The sequence below is a fragment of the Streptomyces sp. genome (assembly GCF_019510245.1).
Classification (GTDB): Bacteria; Actinomycetota; Actinomycetes; order Streptomycetales; family Streptomycetaceae; genus Streptomyces.
In genome coordinates, this window is sequence record NZ_JAEKKT010000499.1 from 1 (window position 1) to 1,829 (window position 1,829).

Here is a 1,829-nt window from a genome sequence, read left to right on the forward strand (position 1 = left end):
ACCTGGACCCGTGGGCCTCGATCGCGGCGGCGACGAGCCGGCGTTCGATCGCCGAGCGGCTCGTCGGCCCGGACGAGGCGGTGACCGCCGGCGAGGCGCTGGACGGCTACCTGGGCGCCCCGACCGACCCCGGCGGGCCGGCGCGCCGCGTCACCGTCGGTGGGCCGGCCGACCTCGTGCTGCTGGACCGCCCGCTCGCGGCCGCGCTTGCCGACCCGGCGTCGGTCACCGTCCGGGGCACCTGGATCAGCGGGCGCCGGGTGTGGGGGAGCTCGTGATCGCGCCGGTCGCGCCGCGCGACCTCGCGACGCTGGTGGCGGCCGAGCGCGTGCACGCGCAGGCGCCGCTGATCGTCGTCGATCTGGACGCCGACGACCTCGACGTCGCGGTACCACCGATGCCGTACAGCGTGCTGATCGGCGTCACTCGGCGTCCGGTGGACGAGCGGACGGCCCGGCTTCGCGCGGCGCTCGACTGCACGCTGGCCCCGTCGTCAGCGCCGGAGTTCGACGACCGGTGGGCGGTGGGCGTGCCCGACGTCGACGCGGCCCTCGGGGCGCTCGCCGCTGCCGTCTCCGCCGCGCCCGACGCCGCGGCCACGCTGACCGGCCTGCTCCGGATCACGGCCACGGTCGACGTGGCGGCCGGCCTCACCGCCGAGTCGCTCGCCTACTCGATGCTGCTCGCCGGCCCGGAGTTCGCGCGCTGGCTGGCCGGCCGCCGCCGGCGTCCGGTACCGCCCGCGGCCGAACCGGCCGTCCTCATCGACCGCCACGGCGACCGGCTCATCGTCACCCTCAACCGGCCCGAGCGGCGCAATGCCTTCGGCCGCGAGGTCCGCGACGGCCTGGTCGAGGCCTTCGACCTGGCCGCGGCCGACGCCTCCCTCGCCCGCATCGAGCTGCGCGGCGCCGGCCCGGGGTTCTGCAGCGGCGGTGATCTCGACGAATTCGGCCTGACACCGGTCGTCACCGCGCACGCGATCCGGGTGGAGCGCAGCGTGGCCGCCCGCATCGACGCCGTGCGCGATCGCGTCCACGCCCACCTGCACGGTGCGTGCATCGGCGCCGGCATCGAGCTGCCGTCCTTCGCCGGACGGGTCACGGCGCATCCGACGACCACCTTCCGCCTCCCCGAACTCGCGATGGGACTCGTCCCCGGTGCGGGCGGCACCGTCGGCATAACTCGCCGCGTCGGCCGGTGGCGCTGCGCCTACCTCGCGCTCACCGGCGTCGCCCTGGACGTCCCCACCGCGCTGGCGTGGGGGCTGGTGGACGACGTGGCCGGCGGATGACCGAAACCGAGCTGTGGGCCGCCTCCGGCGCGATGGCCCTCACCGGGCGTCGCGACGGCCCGGCGCTGCTCGGCACCGGCAGCCCCGCGAGCGCGGTGCTCGCAGCGCTCGCCACCCTCGCCGCGGCCGGGGTGCGGAACCTGCCTGACGTGCGGCTGCTCGGCGAGCGCGCGGCGGTGGCCGGATACGCGCGCGACGCGCCACGTTCGGTCGGCGGCGCGTTCCGGATCCTCCCGGCCGGTGACGGGTGGTTCGGCATCTCCCTGGCCCGGCCGTCCGACCGGGAACTCGTGCCGGCGCTCGTGGGCCGGGCGGTCGACGACCCGTGGACGGCGCTCGAGGCGTGGCTGCGCGACACGACCGTCGCCGACGCAGCGGACCGGGTCGCGCTGCTCGGGCTGCCGGGCGCGGCGATCCCGGCCGTTCCGCCATCGCCCAGGCGGCCGCCCGTGCTGGCCACCGGAGGCGGGCCGCGCCGGCCGGTCGAGCGGCCGCTCGTCCTCGATCTGAGCGCGCTGTGGGCCGGCCCGCTCTG

General features: G+C 77.7%; 2 protein-coding genes and 1 pseudogene. All 3 read left to right on the forward strand.

Features of this window, described 5'->3' with window-relative positions; all coding sequences use genetic code 11:
• The coding region (locus JF597_RS54615) for an amidohydrolase family protein (RefSeq protein WP_294014596.1) at positions 1-278 on the forward strand (278 nt) is incomplete at its 5' end.
• The gene (locus JF597_RS54620; protein WP_294014599.1) at positions 275-1,294 is read left to right on the forward strand and encodes an enoyl-CoA hydratase/isomerase family protein; all 1,020 of its coding nucleotides are present in this window, start codon (positions 275-277) and stop codon (positions 1,292-1,294) included. The genes JF597_RS54615 and JF597_RS54620, both read left to right, overlap by 4 nt.
• Positions 1,291-1,829, forward strand: a pseudogene (locus JF597_RS54625) (hypothetical protein); the annotation flags it as partial. The gene JF597_RS54620 and the pseudogene JF597_RS54625, both read left to right, overlap by 4 nt.